We start from the raw sequence: 17,815 nt of genomic DNA, 5'->3' as shown, positions 1-17,815 counted from the left end.
ATGAAAATCACAGTCCTATCTGGTTATGGCTTAAATTGCGAAAAAGAAACTGCATTTGCATTTATGGAATGCAGCAGAAAACTTGGTATTGGTAATATTGAAGTAAAAATCGTTCACATTAACGATATCATAGATAATCCAGGTGAACTGAAATTAAGCAATATACTTGCAATTCCAGGGGGTTTTTCCTATGGTGATGACACTGGTGCTGGTAATGCGTTTGCTTTACGTATTAAAAACAACTTGTTGGATGAGTTTCAAGAGTTTTTATCTCAGGACAAGCTGATTATAGGAATATGTAATGGTTGTCAGATATTAGTAAAATTAATTCCAGAATTCTCTAGTCTAGCTTTAATCCATAATGATATAGGCAATTATCAATGCCGTTGGATTAGAGTGAGAGTTAATTCAAAGAGTAATTCTGTTTGGCTACGGGGTCTGAGTGAACTATATCTCCCTATTGCTCATGGGGAAGGCAAATTTTTTATGGATCAAGATATTTTGAACCAATTGATTGAGAGCAATTCCACCGCATTACGTTACATTGATAAAAATGGCAACTATGCTAACCTACAATTTCCTTACAATCCGAATGGATCTACATACGACCTAGCAGCTTTATCAGATAAAAGTGGAAGAGTGCTAGCTTTAATGCCCCATCCAGAAAGGGGAATATTTTTTACCCAGCAAGATAATTGGCCCCTTGAAAAAGAAAAGAGCAAGCGTTTAGGTGTTGCTGTGCCAAAATATGGCGATGGAATGCTTATATTTGAAAATGCACTAAAGTATTTTTGTTAAAATTTATTGATAGGGATTTATGGTCGAAATTATCCCCTGATATTGCAAAAAACTTGCTTGACAAGCCTTGCCAGTCCCCTTATCATGAAACTGAAGCTATTTATTTATCTTCTCTGTACAGATTAAATGACAAAAAAACTCACGTATCTGGCGTCCCATGTTTAATTTTTTGCACTATGTGCATCTTATGTCTTTATAAAATTTCTAGGTTTTTACCTAATATAAGCTGAAATGCGCTTATAAAGCATTTAAAATATCAAAAAACGCCAACTTAAAAAATGGATAGTGAATAATTAGCTACCCTAGGGTTTCTTTTGCCTTTTTTTCTGTTTAGTAAATTTCTTAAACATTTATGACTAAAGGTTAGTTGCATTAAAAAGCAGCTAAATCGCGGTTATTAAGCGTTTAGAATAAAAAAACGCCATACTTGAAAGTATAATGTAAGTAATTAGCCAACCACGGGGCTTCTTTTGCCTTTTTTTTATTTGGTAAATTTCTTAATATTTATAGCTAAACGACAACCGTCATCCCGCTACTTGTTAGCGGGATCTATGCTTTGAGATACCGCGAATGAATCGCGGTATGACGGTGTAATGATGGTTAAGTAATTCGTCATTCCGCTACTTGTTAGCGGCTGAGATACCGCGAATGAATCGCGGTATGACGGTGTAGATGATGGTTAAGTAATTCGTCATCCCGCTGCTTGTTAGCGGGATCTAGAGATACCGCAACGTCTCACCTATAGCCTTCAGTGCTCCTTTTTTTGTCATCCCAGCGTCACGCGTTGGTTTCAACATTATATCATGAACTTTCTAAAATTCATTGAACTGTGTTTTCAAACGGTAGTGCCGGGGTGTGAGTATAATGATTATCAGTATATAAAAGTCATAGCAGACAGACTTGAAGCGGCAAATGTTGGCAAAATGAGGCGAATAATATTCAATATGCCTCCGCGTTCAATGAAGTCCCTGTGCGCTAGTGTTGCGTGGCCCGCATGGATACTGGGAAATCAGCCAACTGCAAGAATAATAGTTGCAAGCTACTCTCGGCTGCTTAGCGAAAAGCACTCGCTCGATACAAGATGCATAATGCAGTCTAGTTGGTATAGAGAGCTGTTTCCAGAGGTAGAACTATCCAAAGATCAGAATACCAAATACAAATTTCAAACAGTGCAGAGAGGATACAGAATCGCAACGTCAGTTGGAGGGACGTTAACAGGTGAAGGTGGTGATTTCATCATCGTGGATGATCCACTGAGTCCCGCCCAAGCTTTGAGTGAAACGTTTAGAAAGCGTGCTACAAATTGGTTTGACCAGACTTTAGTAGCCAGGCTCAACAATAGAAAAAAAGGAGTAATTGTTCTTGTGATGCATAGGCTACATCAAGAAGATTTAACCGGGCACCTTCTCTCCAAACCGAAAAACATATGGAACCATACTTGTTTACCGATGATATCTGAAAATAAGGAGATTATCTATTCAATCAAAAAGCCAGCGCCTCCTTTTCTTGTTCCTGTCACCCGAGTAACTACAAATGAGTACAAAAGCTGGATTACAGCATCAAGTGCTAGAATGACACCACCCGTAATATTATACTCAAGAGAAGAAGGTCAGTTGCTATATCCCCTCGATGGAGGAAAAGAAGAAGTTGAGATGATAAAGGTTGAACTTGGAAGTTACGCTTTTGCTGCACAATATCAACAAAACCCTCTGCCACTTTCAAGTGGTATAATTAAACGAGAGTGGCTGAAGCGCTATAGAAATTTTTCTGATAGTCTCTCATATGTCACTCAGAGCTGGGACACTGCAGTTTCAACAAGCAGCATGAGCAACTTTAGCGTCTGCACCACCTGGACAAAAGTGGGCAATAAATTCTATTTACTCGATGTATATCGCGCAAAGCTTGAGTATCCAAAGCTTAAAGAGCAAGTTCTGTCACTAGCTGCAAGATGGACACCGCACGCAATTTTAATCGAAGCAAAAACAAGTGGTCAGCAATTGGTGCAAGAGCTAAAGACAAACAGTGATTTACCAATTATCGAAATAGTACCACATGATGACAAACTCACTCGATTTTATCAAATTGTTCCGATTATAGAGTCTGGCAAGGTTTTTCTGCCGCACCAAGCAGTATGGCTGAACGATTTTGAGTATGAGATTTTAATGTTTCCTGAAACTCGACACGATGATCAAGTGGATAGTACCGTGCAATATTTGCAGTGGGTGAGAGATAGTAGCTCTAGGGTCGCAGCTTTACGGGCATTGTGATTTAAGCCTACCAGATCCAAGTAGTCAGCTACTTGCGTGACACCCTGACAACCGTCATCCCGCTACGTGTTAGCGGGATCTAGAGATACCGCGAATGAATCGCGGTATGACGGTTCGTGGTGGTATGACAGTTCGTGGCGGTATGACGGTTCGCGGCAGCATGACGATAAGCTCGTCATCCCGCTACGTGTTAGCGGGATCTATGCTAAAAGATACCACGGCGGTATGACGTAGAACTGCTGCTTGTTAGCGGATGAGATACCGCGAATGAATCGCGGTATGACGGTTAAGTACGTGTTAGCGGCTAAGAGATACTGCGGCGGTATGACGTAGAGCTCGCGTTAGCTATAAGATTAGCTAACATTCTGCACGTCCATAAAAAACAAACCTTCTTTTTCGTCTTGAACGCTAATAATAGCGTGAGTGTTAAAAGGTAAAGGATCATTTGTATGTCCATGGCCTACCCCTTTCATAGTAAATACAGGAAAGTTAACACTTTTTGCAAACCTTTCTTTTACAACTTCAACAAGGTTATCGTTATAGCAGTTAACGAAATCCCCAAAGATTACTGCATATACTCCATCAAAGATGTGAGCTTGTTTTAGGTGATCTAAACTGCGCTCTATTGCGTATGGGTAGACTCTTATGTCCTCTAAAAATAGAATTTTACCTTTCGCATTTATTTGCCAAACAGTTCCTATACTGTTTTCAACTAAAGTCATATTACCACCGATGATTTTAGACTTTAATCTGCCATCTTTTAGTCTAATGCCATTATTTATCATCTTTAGCTTATCAAATCTGATAGAATCCCGCTTGTTAAGAATTAACTCTTTCAATTTTTCAACAGAGCTTTCAGAAACGGAGTTATTTACTATCATTTCCAACATGGTGCCGTGAAGAGTTTGCCAATCATATTTAGCTTGTAGATGGATGTGCAAGGCAGTTATATCGCTATAGCCTATGAGGATCTTTTTGTTTTGAGCAATCCTTTCTTTTTTATCATTGGGTAACTTTTCTAGATAGGGAATTAACCGAGAAGCCCCTTCTCCTCCTCTGATACACCAGATTATTTTACTATCACCGGTTAGTGCACTAACCAAATCATTTGCTCTGAATTCATCAGAGTTGGAATAAAATGGGTTATCATTACTATATATTTTCTCCGAAATATGGGGATTAAAATCCAAAGCTTCTACATATTCTTTTATAGTAGTCAGATCTGATTCTTTTCCCTTGGAGGAAGGAGCAATAATATCAACTTGGTCCATTGCATGAATACCTGTGTTAGCACATAAAGTGAGAATGAAATATAAAAGGTAAACAATCATTAAAATATCTTATAAAACTCTTTTTTTAGTATATCATCCAATTCAGAGAGTGGAACTTTCACTCCTAGTTCTTCCATTGACGTGACGCCATAACCTTGCAACCCACAAGGAATAATACCCTTATAGTGAGAGAGGTCTGGAAAGACGTTAAGCGCTATGCCATGATAAGTTACCCATTTTCTTAAGCGAATACCAAAAGCTGCAATTTTTTTTTCTACTCCGTTATGGTTTACCCAAATGCCTATTCTATCTTCTCTAAACTCTCCAAGTATATTAAATTGCTTTAAAACATTTATGATCCACTTACTTAGATCTCTAATATATAGCTTTATATCGCATTTGTTTCTTTTTTTAAGGTTTAACATTAAATATATAATGCGCTGTCCTGGACCATGATATGTGTGTTTACCACCCCTTCCTGTTTTATATATGGGAAATAGTTTTTCAACAATATCATCAGCTGTTGCACTGATTCCTGCAGTATAAAGTGGAGGGTGCTGGAGTAGCCATACCAATTCGTCTGCTGAATTATTGTGAATTTGTTGAATTTTCTCTTCCATGGATTTTACAGCACAGTTATAATCAATAAGCTGATTAGATATTAGCCATTCTGTCATATTCTATTTCTTTTTTTTTAGTATAGCAGTTCGTTTTTTCCTGTTATTCCAGTGTGTGACACTGGGCGCAGCCTTTCTTATTCCTAATATACTTAATACTAACTTCTGTGCTATTTCTCCTTAACAAACATAGTACATGACAAATGTTTAATTATTTGTCAACACAGGTCCTCTTTACGTATAGGCAACTTTTTTTATTGAAAAATTCAGAAAAATGTTGTATAATTATTAGTAGATTTTAGGTAAAATATATGGCAAACTCAAAATTTAGCATAACTTTCAACAACGAAATTTCAGAGTGTCTTGCTGGACTGGCTAAAATAAGAAATAAGTCCATTAAAGAACTAACAGAGAAGCTAATACAAGAAGCAATTGAAAATGAGGAAGATAAAATACTAATTGAGCGTGCTGCTAAACGTAATGTTTCAGGTGTAAAGAAAATTAGAAGTGAGGATGTAGACTGGAATACAATATTATCTTCATAGAAAGCGTTCTTGAGAAAGACCTTCCAGCTCTTCCAAAAACAATAAGATTAAGGATCATAAATGCGATAAATAAGCGCCTTACAGTTGATCCCATTAACCTTGGTGAGCCATTATATTACAGATTTAAAGGACAAAGAAGATTAAGGGTAGGTGATTATCGCGTTATCTATTCCGTAAATATTATAAAATATGAAGTGGTTATCACAGAGATAGGACACAGAAAAGATATTTATAAGTAAGTACATCATATAAATATTAAATATATTTTTACTCCTTCCTGATTCATTTTCTACCTTAGGTGGCTTCGCTCAGCTCAAAAAAAAAGCTCATTCTTTTTGCTACCCCTTATTGTGCCTGCCATTTAACTACTGTGTAGAGATTGCTCTCAAACATAATGTTCGTACGTTAGTATATCCTTCCTGTGACACCAATTGATATAATTCTACCACAAATTCAATTTTTTAGGAGGCATATATGAATCTCAATATTTTTCAAAGAAAAAAAAGCGCAGTATTTACTAAATATTCTGCTTTGCAGCTAATGATGGAGCCAAGTTGGAGTAAGCGTGATTATGTAAGTTTTGCTGAGGAAGGTTACATAAAAAATGTTATTGCCTTTCGAGCAATTAATATGATTGCAAGTGCTGCATCTTCGGTACCTTTTACTCTCTGCCAGCTTACTGAACAGGGAAAATCGCAATTAAAAGCCCATCCATTACTGAAATTACTTTATTCTCCTAATCCAATGACATCAAAATCGGAATTTATTGAGGGGATTGTAACTTATCGGTTAGTTAACGGCAATTCTTATATATTGATGGTTGAGTCACAGAATAGTAGAAAACCACCAACAGAGCTTTATCTTCTGCGCCCCGATAGGGTTGAAATTGTTCCAGGGAGAAATAACGTTCCTTATATCTATCGTTATACCATAAATAACAACAGTTATGACTTTAAAGTTGATAAACTAACTGGATGTTCAGCAGTGTTGCACTTAAAGACCTTTAATCCTTTGAATGATTGGTATGGGTTATCACCAATTGAGGCAGCTGCATATAGCATAGATCAACATAATCAGGCGGGTGCTTGGAATCAAGCGATGTTGCAAAATGGGGCAAGACCAAGTGGTGCAATAGTTGTAAAATCAGCAAAAGATGGAAGTGGTGGAAGTTTAAGTCAAGAGCAGTACCAACGCTTAAAAGCGCAGATAAATGATCATTATTCAGGTTCTATAAACGCTGGAAGACCGATATTGCTTGAAGGAGGCTTGGAGTGGAAAGAAATGAGCTTATCGCCAAGGGATATGGATTTTATTGAGTCCAAACACAGCTCAGCTCGTGATATTGCGCTAGCTTTTGGCGTTCCACCGCAATTGCTTGGCATACCGGGTGATAACACTTATAGCAATTTAGTCGAAGCACGCTTATCCCTCTGGGAGCAGACGGTTTTACCAACGCTAGAAAATATTATCTGTCACCTGAATTCTTGGCTGACACCAAGATTTGGTGAAGATCTGTGCTTGTCGTATGACAAAGATGCAATAGAAATTCTCATGGAAAAAAGACAAAAGTTGTGGAAATACGTAGAAAACGCAAGCTTCATGACGCTCAACGAAAAGAGAGAAGCATTTGGCTTGCCACCACTGCCAGGTGGTGATGAGTTAGGTTAAGTTTGTATCCGTTCAGATGAGTTTATTGTCCCCTAAACCGTACACCTAAGTAAATTAACTATTTTTCTTGCCAACCAGAGCGATGAAGATTTGGTCTACATCAAAACTCATCTTAGGACGCCAAATAGGGCCATCCAAATGCATATCGATATAGATTGGATTACTATAATTTGGTGGTATGAAAAAGAACCTGAATATAGAAGCTAAAGCGAAGTTAGATAAGGTTAAATTAGAAGAGATCGATCCTGATGCTTGATCAATCCCGAACTGTAAACTAGTTGAACATATACCACTCTTAATACTTGCTTTTCCGCTAATATTTTCAAAAAATGTCTTGCCATTATATATATCAACATAAGCAAGTGTGGAAATTTCAGATTTATTCTTACTGCTTAACAAATTAGTGATAAATGAATTGAAATCTACATTAGTAACTTCTATTCCTTGCGCTTGTAAGTTTACATCTCCTGATAAGTTACTAGCCCAATCATGAAAACTTTTTCCTTGAGTTTTGATTTCACCATTTAAGCTTACCTGACCATTTACATTGTCAATTCCTATAACCTTACCAATCTTTTTAGTGTCCAAATTTACAATAGAAAATCTTGTATTTATTGAGTCTGATCTTAAATAACCCTGAAAAAACACTTGCCCGCGTTCTAATACGTAACTTGCCTGCCTGATAGTGATAGTGTTGTTTCTCATTACCGCATCCAAATTAAAATCTTTTAAAACATTCTGCTCGGTTTTAAATTCTGCAGTATTGATTTGCACATTTGCATCAAAGCCTTCTTTATCATCCAAAAAATCAAGCTGCTTTGTTGACCATTGAATTTGATCTATCTCATTTCTTGAATTTCTTTTCGTCTCTACTAAATTTGGTAATGTAATAATTTTTCCATTAAATTTACTGCCCGTAAGGTTAACATCTAATAAAGGTTTGGCGTATTTTTGATCTGCTAATATTTTTGCATTACCGGTAATATCGAAATCTTCTCCAGATAGTTTTATTTTATCTGCAACTAGCTTACCTTTTTCCATTTTCAGCAAAAAATCCAAATTTTTAATTTTCGTATCATTCAATGTAAGGTTATTAACACGGGCCTTTATATTTGTATCATACTGAAAATTTTTCAGCCATTGCATTTTAGGTAAACTGCTAAATAATGAATGATCATATTTATCTGCATCAAGATTATGCATGCTAAATTCACCATCGATCACACTGCGTTTTTTTGTGTGGCTTACTCTAATTGATCCTTGCAAGGATTCCTTATTATTTAGCAGTCTAATGTCTGAGATAGATAATATTCTTGGTGCAAGGTGCAGTTTAGAACTTAGTGTAAATTGATTTTTCTGGTTTTCTTTCATCTTTATAGAAGGGAAAAAACATGAAATGAATGACTCAAAATCATTTCCTTCGACTAATAAATCACCGTTGAATTCAGATAGGACATTATTGTTTGAGATCTCTCCTGATAAGTAAGATATATTATTGATTCCAGGAAATTTAAGAAGCGTATTAACTTTTACTTTGCCATCAGTGGATTTTAGTACAGCACGGAAATTGTCCAATATTTTGTTTTGATATTGAATGTTAGAAGCTTCCATATTAAAATTTAAGCTCAAGTTCTTTGGCACAACTGCTCTAAAACATTCCAGAAGATCCTTCATATTCATTGTTCTTTGTGAATCATTTTGTATGGAATCTAAATCAACTTTACTGAAGCTAATATTGAAATTAGTGTGATTGCCTTTTCTATCATTTTGTATTGTACCGCTGGCTTGCATGCTTTTGGAATCAATTTTTAAGTCAGTTGCCGTAAACTCACTTTCATTAAGACTTATATTGGATGATATCTTGATATTTTCGCTAGGAATAACACAAGAGAGAAAGCTAAGATTAATGATTTTTGCTAAATCACTCACAGAACCGGAACTGTTATTAATTGTTAATGTTAAATTACCCTGGAGTTCTTCTTGATTTCTATTACCTGTAAATAGCAAATTTACAAAATTTGATTCAACACTAATGTGTACATTCCTTTTTGTGATATTAACCTTTCCTGAAAAATCGTAATTATTATCACCTACCTTTACTTTACCAAAAAACCGCTTATTTTTTTTTACAGCAACTTCCTTTATGTTAACAATATCAGCGAAATCATTCTTGAAACTTACTTGGCTGTCTTTTATTACTATATCGACTGTGTTACCACTGGCGTTTGTATTTATAATATTAAGTAAATTTTCTTTGTTGCTTTTCATGCCAAACAATGTGATTGACTTTGGTTGCAACGAAAATAAAAACAACGATAGGAATGATGGCCTTATTTCAATTTTTCTTACACTAATTAAATCTGACAACTTTTGCTCTTTATTTTCGTTGTATTGTACGTATACATTATAAATAGTGAGCTTTGGGGTAATCAACGAAACTTTAATTTTTCCCCCAATATGCACTTTAGCATCATACGTCTTCTCTAACTCTTTTATGATATATTTCCTGTAGCCACTCCAATCCTTAAAAGTTGCAGCAACATGCATGAGAATTAATAGCAGTGAGATTGATAATATAGCATATAAAGAAAGTCTCATAATTTACACATGCTTAAAGTTTCCCTTAAATATTAAATAGAGAATACCAAAATAAACAATAACACTCAAAGCTATTAAAGTCGTTAAATAAACAATACGAGCCAACATTTTATCAAAAAATAATCCTGCCAACAAAGAATTAAAAATATAAAGGGCTATTGACATGACTGCCGTTGCTACAAAAATTTTCATGACATTTAACAATAACGCTTGGCTAACCTTATACATTTTATTTATTGTTAAATAACTAATTAATAGAATAGAGTTTATCCAAGTGGAAACGGAAGTAGCAATAGCAATCCCCGTATGCTGATACTCGTTCATTAACAAAAGGTTTAGCACTACATTAATTCCAAGACACATTAGCGAAAATATGGTTGGTATTTTCAGATTGCCTTTAGCAAAAAATGTAGGTAGCAATACTTTATTTATAATAAATGCAGGTAAAGAAAGAGAAAATGCTATTAAAGTGGGAACAGTTTGCTGCACTGCATAATGATCAAACCGGCCGTAAGAAAAAAGCGTAAGTAAAATTATGTCGGGAATAATGATAAAGGCAGCAGTTGTTGGCATAATTAACATTAATCCTATGTTGAGAGCCTTGTTCTGTATTTTGACTATATTTTCAGTATTATCCACCTGTTTTGAAATTAAAGGAAGAAGCACTGTACCAATTGCAGTACCGATTATTCCCTGCGGTAGTTGATTTAGTCTATCGGCATAATATATATAGGACACCGCATTTGGTATAAAACTCGCCATGATTGTATCAATCCATAAGCTTATTTGAGTTACACAATTGTTGATAATTGCAGGTATCACACGCTTAAAAAATAACCTTACTTCATTGCTTAATTCAAGGCTAAAAGAAAAAGCTGCCTTTAACTTGTATGCACTAAATAGTATCAAAAGTAGCTGGAAAATTCCTCCTATAAGGACAGCTATAGAAAGGTTGTGCGCTGGAGTTTTTACGTAAGGCACAAACAAACTGATGATTAAACAGAGATTCAAAACGATTGGTGCAATAGCTGTTGAAGCAAAATGCTGCTTTACTTGCAGCATTCCACCAATAAGTGATGCAATTGAAACAAAGATTATGTAGGGCATCATAATTCTTGATAAAGTAACAGTAAGGGTAAACTTACTTTGGTCAAATCCAGGAGCAAAAATTTGAATCATATAAGGGGAGAAAGTTTGCATGATAAGGCAAAAAATTACTAAGATAATAAACGTAATGGATATTACACTACTTGCAAAATTAAATGCCTTTTTATTATCATATGATTCTGTCGAATATAATGGTATGAATGAGGTAGTGAACGCTCCTTCTGCAAAAAATGCTCGAAATAGATTGGCAAAACGAAACGAAGAAAAAAATATGTCTGCAAGAGAGTTCGCACCAATAACCGTAGCAATCAATACATCTCTTATTAACCCTGAGATCCTTGAAATAGCCGTAAAAAAACTAAATGTGAAAATACTTTTAAACATACCACTACTTCATTAGTGTCAATACAATTAACTATAATGGTAAAAGTATCAATGAAAATATTTATTGGCTAAACTTAAAACCCTCTGCAAAAGGAGAGTTAAATAATCAATTGACTATTTGCGCTCTTATGTTAGAAATTTTATATCTTGGCGGGCGTAGCTCAGTTGGTAGAGCGTCAGTTTGTGGTACTGAATGTCGCCAGTTCGATCCTGGTCGCTCGCCCCACTAAAACCCGATAATTTGAAAAACCGTCATCCCGCTGCTTGTTAGCGGGATCTAGAGATACCGTGACGGTATGACGTGAGTTAGCTATACATTGGCCACTGATGATTGAAATAGTTAATTACTGTAAAATTTGACATTAACCGCTAATAGTTAGAATATTAGTAGAGTAAGAATTACTCAAGAAGGCATGCATAAATATGATGTAGTAGTAGTAGGTGGTGGTCATGCAGGGTGCGAAGCTGCTGCTGCTGCAGCTCGCCTTGGTGCAAACACGCTGCTTATAACTCATAAAATTTCAACTATAGGGGAAATGTCCTGCAATCCAGCAATCGGAGGAGTTGCAAAGGGCGTTGTAGTCAGGGAAGTTGACGCTCTTGATGGAATAATGGGAAGAGCAATCGATCAAGCAAGTATACACTCAGTCATTTTAAATAGCAGCAGAGGTGCAGCAGTATGGGGCCCGCGTGCACAGGCAGACCGAAAATTATACAAGCAAGCAATACAGGAAATTATTCTAAATTATAATAATTTGACGGTAAAAGAAGAGTCGGTTGACGATTTTCTTATAGAGAGTAATAACAATGGAGAATTGTGCATTAAAGCTGTAATAACAAGCTCAGGGGAGCATATACTGACAAGTAAAGTCGTTCTAACTACAGGGACTTTTCTGCGGGGTGTGATTCATATAGGAGAGCAGGTAACTCCTTCAGGGAGAATGGGAGATAAGCCTGCAGTAGAACTTGCAAATACGTTGAAGAAATATAATTTTAAATTAGGTAGATTGCGTACTGGAACTCCACCGAGGCTTGATCGTGGCACTATAAACTGGTCAATATTGCAAGAACAAGTGGGTGATAATCCACCTGTGCCGTTTTCTTATCTCACAGAAAAAATTAACCAACCTCAGGTATCATGCTTTATTACCCATACTAATGAAAACACGCATAAAATAATTAGAGAGAATCTGCACAGGTCAGCTTCTTCGTATTTGGATGATATTATAGCACCAAGATACTGCCCATCAATTGAAGTTAAAGTTAATAAATTTGCAGAAAAAAGTAGTCATCAAATATTTCTAGAGCCAGAAGGCCTGGATGATGATACTGTATACCCGAACGGAATTTCAAATTCATTGCCTATTGAAGTGCAGCGTGAAATGATAAAGAGTATCAAAGGACTTGAAAACGCAGAAATACTAAGGCCTGGATATGCAGTTGAGTATGACTATATTGACCCACGAGAGCTGTTTCATACTCTTGAAACTAAGAAAATTAAAGGCCTATATTTTGCTGGCCAAATTAATGGCACCACTGGATATGAAGAAGCAGCAGGGCAAGGAATTATTGCCGGGATCAATGCAGCACTTTCTGCATCTGAAAAAAAAGAAAGCTTTGTTCTTCATCGCACAGACTCATATATCGGCGTAATGATAGATGATCTAGTCATCAAAGGGGTGATCGAACCTTATAGATTATTTACCTCGCGTGCAGAATATAGGCTAGCTATCAGGTCAGACAATGCAGATAGAAGATTAACACAAAAAGGTTATGATATTTCCCTTGTTTCGCATGAGAGATACTCTGTTTTACAGAATAAACTTGAATCCATTAAGCAGCTTGAAGAGAAGTTAGGGAGTCTGACGATTACTCCTGAGCAGCTTAGGTCTTATGGTATCAAAATATCTTATGATGGGATAAGAAAAACGGCACTAGATTTACTTAGCTATCCAAACATCGACTGGAATAAATTACAAGAAATATGGCCGGAGTTAAGCAGCGTCACGCGCTGGAATGGCAAAATGGGACACACCAAAGCGGATAATAGAGCTAAGAATGAAATATGCGAAGCGGTTGAAATTGAAGCAAAATATAAACCCTACCTAATAAGACAAGAAGCAGATATGAAGTTTTTACGAGAGGAAATTAACACTCAAATTCCAATCAACTTCAACTATTCACAAGTTAAAGGCTTGTCAAGTGAGGTAATAGAAAAGCTACAAACAATAAAACCAGCGACGATTGGCATTGCAAAGCAAATACAAGGCATCACTCCCGCAGCGATAGTGAGCATATTAGTGTATTTGAGAAACAGGAAAACGAAAGTAGCTGCTAGTTTTGCGTGAGGCATTCCATGTCAAAAATCAAAGAATTTCGTTCTTTTATGCACGAAATAAACGTTGATGCATTTGTGTTACATACTAAAGACGAATATTTAAATGAGTATTCAGAGGAGCTAACAAAGCTGTGTGGCTTCACAGGAACAAATGGGCTGCTTATTGTCACAAAAAACAACAAGTGCCAATTTTTTACAGATGGACGCTATATCACACAAGCTCACAATCAGCTCGATCAGGGCAATTTTCAAGTATATAATATACAAGAAGAGGATCCACGCGAATGGATAAAAGCAAACTTAACATCGACTGCCTCACTAGGTTATTATTTGCAATATTTTACCATGGAAGATATAAGAAAGTATGAGAATATCTGTAAATTAATACCCTGTTTAGCTGGAAAAAAAGTGACTATCGAAAACAAGCAGTGGTTTTACATTCTATTAAATATGCTGGTGAAAGTAGTAAGGACAAATGTGAAAAAGTCGCTAAAAGTATAGATAAAGAAGCTGAAGCAGTGCTTTTAACTGATCCAAATTCAATTTCATGGTTATTAAATTTAAGAAACGAAAATGCTAAATATACTCCATGTATATTGGGTCGTGCTATATTGTATAAAAGCGGTAATGTTGATTTGTTTATTCAAGATAAAGAACATTCAACTATAGAAGCAAATTTAGGCAATCATATAAATATTTTTGATATCAGTGAGCTAGAAAATTCGCTGCACAAGCTAAATTCAATAGTTATAGATCCAAACACAACTCCAATGAGTATCATGGCTGTAATAAAAGATAAACAGGTAGCTGAAAGAGAGGATCCTTGTTTAATTTATAAAGCAGTAAAAAATCAAACTGAAATAGCTGGGGCTATAAATGCGCACATCAGAGATGGAGTGGCAGTTACAAATTTTCTACATTGGCTTGAAAGTAATGTTGATACAGAGCTTGAAGCTGAAGAAAGGATTTTAGAATACAGAAAAGAGCAGAATTTGTTTAAACAATTGAGCTTTCCAACAATTTCTGCATTTAATGAGAATGGGGCAATAATTCACTATCGTGCAAGCAGTAAGACGAATAAAGTAATTCAGAAAGATGGACTGTATTTGATTGACTCTGGTGGCCAGTACCTTGACGGCACAACTGATGTGACAAGAACTGTAGTAGTTGGTAATCCGACCAATGAGCAAATAACCCACTATACAATAGTACTCAAAGCTCACATTGCTATAGCAAGTGTCGTCTTTCCCCCCGGCACTACTGGTGGAGAATTGGATATATTGGCACGTACGCATTTATGGAAATTTGGAATGGACTATATGCATGGTACAGGGCATGGAGTAGGAAGTTACCTATCAGTACACGAAGGACCACAAGCAATATCAAAAAGTAATAAAGTGAAACTCACGCCAGGGATGATACTTTCCAACGAACCTGGCTATTACATTCCGGGAGAGTATGGAATAAGGATTGAAAATCTGATGTATGTCAACAGACAAGAAAACGGCTTCTTAAACTTTAAACAACTGACCTCTATTCCATATGATAGAAGACTAATAAATGTGCAAATGCTTACTAAGGATGAAATTGAATGGATAAATGGCTACCATCAATTTGTCTATAAAAACTTAGAAAATAGCGTCAAAGATAAGGAGTGGTTAAAGAAAGTATGTGACCCTTTATAAGCAAAGGAGCATTTTTTATTATTTAAAAAGTATTAATGCAATTGTGATGAGTATTTTGTATTGTTTTTAATTTAAAAACAATATATAATAAAGAACCGATATTTTCAAGTAGGTGTAATTATGACAGGTAAAGTGCAAGAGGATGAATTTATGAAGCAGTATATGGATACTTGCAGAGAGCAAATAGAAAAATTAGCCAAGGATCCTGAATTGCTTAATCAGACTTTAAAACCATTTATGCAAATGTCTCAGCAGCTTATGGCTGGCGGTATGTTAGAAGGCGCTATGCCTAACATGATACCTGATTTGGACAGCATGGATGCTAACAAGATGATTGCTCAGATGAAGAAAATGATTGACTACATAAGAGGTAACTATAAGGAACTAATGAAAGAGCGCAGCTCGCAAATTCAAGAGCTTGATGAATCCAGTAAGAAGCTAAGAGGTTTAGTTAAAAAATTGATAGAAAAGATCGAAAGTAAGTAAATAACATCTGGATTTCTGTCATTCTATATACAACTTTCTAGTTGGACGGTAAGTCGAGGTCAATTGTTGATGTCATGCAAGTAGTGTAGCTACTTGCATAGCATTTATACCAGTTTTCGTAAATAAATAAGGTACGTTGCTTAAGGCTGCAGTTATAGTGAGGTATTTTTTCTAGTTTGTTTTCTTATTTCTGAGGTTTATAGCTAAGGTTTTCCCTACGTCATACCGCGATTCATTCGCGGTATCTCAGCCGCTAACGAGTAGCGGAATGACGGTTTTTCAAATCGTCGATGAACCTAAGTCACTTTATCTGTAGTATCGGGAACGTAATTGCACATTGGTTTTACAAATTTGAAAATTAGTGTTAAATAAAAATATAAACGCAAAAGGAAAAGAAATGATTGAACTTAAAGGCCCAGAAATTTGTGCAGGCGGAAATAAGAAAAATTTGATTATTTTTTTACATGGTTGGGGCTCAAGTGGCGATAATTTCATTCACCTTGCTAAAGTTATGAGCAAGTTTTTACTGGGTTCATATTTTACAGTACCCAATGCTCCGTTTGAAAGAGAAATAGGTGATGGTTATCAGTGGTTCAGCTTGGAAGATCGTAGTGAGGAAGCGCTATATAATGGAGTAAAAAATGCTACATCAATTGTAAATCATTTCATTGATACAAAATTAAAGGAGCTTAATTTAAAAGATACGCAACTTTCTTTAGTTGGATTTTCTCAAGGAGCAATGCTTGCAATACATACAGCTCTCACCCGCTCTCAATCCTGTGCATCAGTTGTTGCATACTCTGGTAGGTTTCTTTCACCTTCAAAAACTGCACCAGAGATCAAATCAAAACCTAACATATGTGTTATCCATGGTGATGCTGACGACGTGGTACCTTTTTCGTCCCTCGACTTAGCGGTTAAAGCTCTGAAAGAAAATGGAGTAAATGTTGAAGGACACCCAATTCATGCATTAGGGCATATTATTAATGAAGAGGGAATAAAATTAGGAGTAGAATTTATCAAGAAGAATTTTAAAAATTAATTTTCATGCACTTGTTTTGCTTTGGTTATGGATATGTAGCTAAATTTTTATCGAAAAAATTACTGAACTTAGGTTGGAAAGTCAGTGGCACATCAAGAAGTAAAAATATACAAGATGTAATCCTCTTTAATTATGAGAAAGTTAGTCAAGATCTGCTTAAAAGCGCAACGCACGTTTTAATTTCTATTCCTCCAGATGGCGATGATGTTGTGGAGAGATACGGTGATTGCCTGCAAAATGTAAAATGGTTCGGTTATTTGTCTGCAACTAGCGTCTATGGTGATCACTCTGGTAATTGGGTGAATGAGGAATCTGAAACAAAACCTATAGAAATCAGAGGAGAAAAGCGCCTTAGATCTGAAAAGAGGTGGCTGAATAGCAGATTGCCTGTACATATTTTTCGTTTAGCTGGAATATACGGTCCTGGTAGGAACGTGTTAATTGACTTGCAGCTTGGCAAAGCAAGGAATGTGAAAAAAGAAGGGCATTTTTTTTCTCGTATTCACGTTGAAGATATATCAAATATTTTACTTTCTTCCATGCAAAACATAAAACCTGGTGAAATATACAATTGTGCAGACGATTTACCCACTACACAATCTGAAGTGGTAATATATGCGACCAAATTTCTCAATGTTAGCCCTCCAGAACCAATTGAGTTACCAGATTATGCACAGAGTTTTTATTTAGGATCAAAGAGAGTAAGTAATGTTAAAATTAAAAAAGATCTTAATGTCTCTCTAATTTATCCTAACTACAAGGTGGGATTAGAGAGTTTGCACGTAAACAAAACTGAAATCACATCAGAATGATAGATAGGCTTAGAGGTTGTCCGGAAACTAGTAAATTCAAGCATATTCCCTCTTTAACATAACCCTACTCATAGCTAGGTATATGAAATTCTCAGTGGATGTTGTGAGTAAATCATACTCCTTCGATAGCCTTCTATTCCTATTAACCCAAGCAAAAGTCCTTTCTACAACCCATCTTCTTGGCTGTACTTTAAACC

General features: G+C 36.0%; 14 protein-coding genes, 1 tRNA gene and 1 pseudogene. 11 read left to right on the top strand and 5 right to left on the bottom strand.

Annotated elements, in window-relative coordinates:
• Both OZD64_RS04795 and terL read left to right on the top strand, forming a co-directional pair.
• A complete protein-coding gene (locus OZD64_RS04795; protein ID WP_006279487.1) occupies positions 1 to 798 on the top strand; it encodes a phosphoribosylformylglycinamidine synthase subunit PurQ in 798 nt (265 codons plus the stop codon).
• An 803-nt stretch (positions 799 to 1,601) separates the two neighbouring features.
• Positions 1,602 to 3,065, top strand: a complete 1,464-nt coding sequence (gene terL, locus OZD64_RS04790) for a phage terminase large subunit (RefSeq protein ID WP_010962987.1) — start codon at positions 1,602 to 1,604, stop codon at positions 3,063 to 3,065.
• A 353-nt stretch (positions 3,066 to 3,418) separates the two neighbouring features.
• Here the strand turns inward: terL and OZD64_RS04785 are convergent, their stop codons facing one another.
• On the bottom strand, positions 3,419 to 4,396 hold the full coding sequence (locus tag OZD64_RS04785) for an LD-carboxypeptidase (RefSeq protein WP_038199284.1): 978 nt from the start codon (positions 4,394 to 4,396) through the stop codon (positions 3,419 to 3,421).
• Positions 4,396 to 5,013, bottom strand: a complete 618-nt coding sequence (gene lipB, locus OZD64_RS04780; RefSeq protein WP_010081985.1) for a lipoyl(octanoyl) transferase LipB — start codon at positions 5,011 to 5,013, stop codon at positions 4,396 to 4,398. The genes OZD64_RS04785 and lipB overlap by 1 nt, the downstream gene beginning before the upstream one ends.
• Positions 5,014 to 5,264: 251 nt before the next feature.
• On the opposite strand from lipB, the gene OZD64_RS04775 reads away from it, so the two are divergent.
• The 3 genes from OZD64_RS04775 (at position 5,265) to OZD64_RS04765 (ending at position 7,166) form a co-directional block, all read left to right on the top strand.
• Complete coding sequence (locus OZD64_RS04775; protein ID WP_010081986.1) at positions 5,265 to 5,498, top strand: DUF6290 family protein; 234 nt, start codon at positions 5,265 to 5,267, stop codon at positions 5,496 to 5,498.
• Positions 5,474 to 5,737: a type II toxin-antitoxin system RelE family toxin gene (locus OZD64_RS04770; RefSeq protein WP_080717643.1), complete on the top strand. Its 264-nt coding sequence runs from the start codon at positions 5,474 to 5,476 to the stop codon at positions 5,735 to 5,737. The genes OZD64_RS04775 and OZD64_RS04770 overlap by 25 nt, the downstream gene beginning before the upstream one ends.
• A gap of 235 nt (positions 5,738 to 5,972) precedes the next feature.
• Positions 5,973 to 7,166 (top strand): phage portal protein, encoded by a 1,194-nt coding sequence (locus OZD64_RS04765; protein ID WP_010962986.1) that lies wholly within the window; start codon positions 5,973 to 5,975, stop codon positions 7,164 to 7,166.
• 54 nt (positions 7,167 to 7,220) lie between these two features.
• Here the strand turns inward: OZD64_RS04765 and OZD64_RS04760 are convergent, their stop codons facing one another.
• Together OZD64_RS04760 and murJ are read right to left on the bottom strand one after the other, a co-directional pair.
• Complete coding sequence (locus OZD64_RS04760; RefSeq protein WP_038199280.1) at positions 7,221 to 9,764, bottom strand: AsmA family protein; 2,544 nt, start codon at positions 9,762 to 9,764, stop codon at positions 7,221 to 7,223.
• A gap of 3 nt (positions 9,765 to 9,767) precedes the next feature.
• The gene (murJ, locus tag OZD64_RS04755) at positions 9,768 to 11,255 is read right to left on the bottom strand and encodes a murein biosynthesis integral membrane protein MurJ (protein WP_010962984.1); all 1,488 of its coding nucleotides are present in this window, start codon (positions 11,253 to 11,255) and stop codon (positions 9,768 to 9,770) included.
• A gap of 150 nt (positions 11,256 to 11,405) precedes the next feature.
• Between murJ and OZD64_RS04750 the strand changes: the two genes are divergently transcribed.
• The 6 genes and pseudogenes from OZD64_RS04750 (at position 11,406) to OZD64_RS04725 (ending at position 17,618) form a co-directional block, all read left to right on the top strand.
• Positions 11,406 to 11,481: transfer RNA gene (locus OZD64_RS04750), tRNA-His, on the top strand.
• 187 nt (positions 11,482 to 11,668) lie between these two features.
• On the top strand, positions 11,669 to 13,603 hold the full coding sequence (mnmG, locus tag OZD64_RS04745) for a tRNA uridine-5-carboxymethylaminomethyl(34) synthesis enzyme MnmG (RefSeq protein WP_010962983.1): 1,935 nt from the start codon (positions 11,669 to 11,671) through the stop codon (positions 13,601 to 13,603).
• An 8-nt stretch (positions 13,604 to 13,611) separates the two neighbouring features.
• Positions 13,612 to 15,278, top strand: a pseudogene (locus tag OZD64_RS04740) (M24 family metallopeptidase).
• Between the two features lie 120 nt (positions 15,279 to 15,398).
• On the top strand, positions 15,399 to 15,764 hold the full coding sequence (locus OZD64_RS04735) for a hypothetical protein (RefSeq protein ID WP_274999408.1): 366 nt from the start codon (positions 15,399 to 15,401) through the stop codon (positions 15,762 to 15,764).
• A gap of 397 nt (positions 15,765 to 16,161) precedes the next feature.
• Complete coding sequence (locus OZD64_RS04730) at positions 16,162 to 16,806, top strand: alpha/beta hydrolase (RefSeq protein WP_010962980.1); 645 nt, start codon at positions 16,162 to 16,164, stop codon at positions 16,804 to 16,806.
• 5 nt (positions 16,807 to 16,811) lie between these two features.
• Positions 16,812 to 17,618: an SDR family oxidoreductase gene (locus OZD64_RS04725; RefSeq protein ID WP_274999407.1), complete on the top strand. Its 807-nt coding sequence runs from the start codon at positions 16,812 to 16,814 to the stop codon at positions 17,616 to 17,618.
• 36 nt (positions 17,619 to 17,654) lie between these two features.
• Here the strand turns inward: OZD64_RS04725 and OZD64_RS04720 are convergent.
• Positions 17,655 to 17,815, bottom strand: a 161-nt coding sequence (locus tag OZD64_RS04720) for a transposase (protein WP_274999147.1), incomplete at its 5' end; no start/stop codon positions are given.

The organism is Wolbachia endosymbiont of Drosophila tristis (genome assembly GCF_028981745.1).
Lineage (GTDB): Bacteria > Pseudomonadota > Alphaproteobacteria > Rickettsiales > Anaplasmataceae > Wolbachia > Wolbachia pipientis.
The sequence above is the reverse complement of the archived record's forward strand: the minus strand, read 5'-3'. Positions and strand labels throughout refer to the sequence as shown.

Coding starts and splice junctions, on each gene's coding strand:
- OZD64_RS04795 (WP_006279487.1), top strand. CDS start 1: ATGAAAATCACAGTCCTATCTGGTTATGGCTTAAATTGCGAAAAAGAA.
- terL (WP_010962987.1), top strand. CDS start 1,602: ATGAACTTTCTAAAATTCATTGAACTGTGTTTTCAAACGGTAGTGCCG.
- OZD64_RS04785 (WP_038199284.1), bottom strand. CDS start 4,396: ATGATTGTTTACCTTTTATATTTCATTCTCACTTTATGTGCTAACACA.
- lipB (WP_010081985.1), bottom strand. CDS start 5,013: ATGACAGAATGGCTAATATCTAATCAGCTTATTGATTATAACTGTGCT.
- OZD64_RS04775 (WP_010081986.1), top strand. CDS start 5,265: ATGGCAAACTCAAAATTTAGCATAACTTTCAACAACGAAATTTCAGAG.
- OZD64_RS04765 (WP_010962986.1), top strand. CDS start 5,973: ATGAATCTCAATATTTTTCAAAGAAAAAAAAGCGCAGTATTTACTAAA.
- OZD64_RS04760 (WP_038199280.1), bottom strand. CDS start 9,764: ATGAGACTTTCTTTATATGCTATATTATCAATCTCACTGCTATTAATT.
- murJ (WP_010962984.1), bottom strand. CDS start 11,255: ATGTTTAAAAGTATTTTCACATTTAGTTTTTTTACGGCTATTTCAAGG.
- mnmG (WP_010962983.1), top strand. CDS start 11,669: ATGCATAAATATGATGTAGTAGTAGTAGGTGGTGGTCATGCAGGGTGC.
- OZD64_RS04735 (WP_274999408.1), top strand. CDS start 15,399: ATGACAGGTAAAGTGCAAGAGGATGAATTTATGAAGCAGTATATGGAT.
- OZD64_RS04730 (WP_010962980.1), top strand. CDS start 16,162: ATGATTGAACTTAAAGGCCCAGAAATTTGTGCAGGCGGAAATAAGAAA.
- OZD64_RS04725 (WP_274999407.1), top strand. CDS start 16,812: ATGCACTTGTTTTGCTTTGGTTATGGATATGTAGCTAAATTTTTATCG.